This is a genomic window from Neisseria sp. P0022.S010, assembly GCF_051956635.1.
The window spans coordinates 1-1,227 of the sequence record NZ_JBQCXF010000713.1 but is presented as its reverse complement, the minus strand read 5'-3'; the positions used below and the strand labels follow the sequence as shown (position 1 = coordinate 1,227).

The window sequence follows — 1,227 nt, the reverse complement described above, 5'->3', positions numbered from 1 at the left end:
CTCTTGGTACAAAGCGGTACGCTGAAAAAAGGCGATATGCTGCTGGCCGGTACTGCATTCGGTAAAATCCGTGCAATGGTTGACGAAAACGGCAAAGCCATCAATGAAGCCGGGCCGTCTATCCCTGTCGAAATCCTCGGCTTGTCCGACGTACCGAACGCAGGCGAAGATGCAATGGTATTGGCCGATGAGAAAAAAGCGCGCGAAATCGCCCTCTTCCGTCAAGGCAAATACCGCGACGTGCGCTTGGCCAAACAACAGGCCGCGAAACTGGAAAACATGTTCAACAACATGGGCGAAAACCAAGCCCAATCCTTGTCCGTCATCATCAAAGCAGACGTACAAGGTTCTTACGAAGCTTTGGCTGGCAGCCTGAAAAAACTGTCCACCGACGAAGTGAAAGTGAACGTGTTGCACAGCGGTGTTGGCGGTATTACCGAATCTGATATCAACTTGGCTATCGCTTCCGGCGCATTCATCATCGGCTTTAACGTCCGTGCAGATGCTTCTGCACGCAAACTGGCTGAGAATGAAAACGTGGAAATCCGTTACTACAACATCATTTACGATGCCATCGACGACGTGAAAGCCGCCATGAGCGGTATGCTCTCTCCGGAAGAGAAAGAGCAAGTAACCGGTACGGTCGAAATCCGTCAGGTTATTTCCGTTTCCAAAGTCGGCAACATTGCAGGCTGTATGGTTACCGACGGTGTGGTCAAACGCGACTCCCATGTCCGCCTCATCCGCAACAACGTGGTTATCCATACCGGCGAGTTGTCTTCTTTGAAACGCTACAAAGACGACGTCAAAGAAGTCCGCATGGGCTTCGAATGTGGTCTGATGCTCAAAGGCTACAACGAGATTATGGAAGGCGACCAACTCGAATGTTTCGACATCGTCGAAGTTGCCCGTACTCTGTAATCAAACAGGCCGTCTGAAAAATCAGAAGCAGGTTTTGCAATGCGAAACCTGCTTCTTTTTTTCAGACGGCCTTTTTACAACCATTCATAGTTTGAAACTATGAAAATTGATGTGTGGTATATAAGAAACAAAACAGCCATACAAGGCAAAGCAATTTAGCAAAGGAATAGACGGCTGACAAAGCCTGATAAAGCGCTCTATACATTGTCATATCTTAACGTTTCTGTTGTTTTTATCAAATTTCGGCCCTAGTATATACAGCCTCAACACAATCCCAACTAAGCAATCCCGGCCACATGCCGGATG

The 1,227-nt window shown here is 48.1% G+C and carries 1 protein-coding gene; it reads left to right on the top strand.

Annotated elements, in window-relative coordinates; all coding sequences use genetic code 11:
* Window positions 1-921 (top strand): translation initiation factor IF-2 (gene infB, locus ACTHUT_RS20875; protein ID WP_440419718.1); only part of this gene is annotated, 921 nt, incomplete at its 5' end.
* Window positions 922-1,227 lie beyond the last annotated feature (306 nt).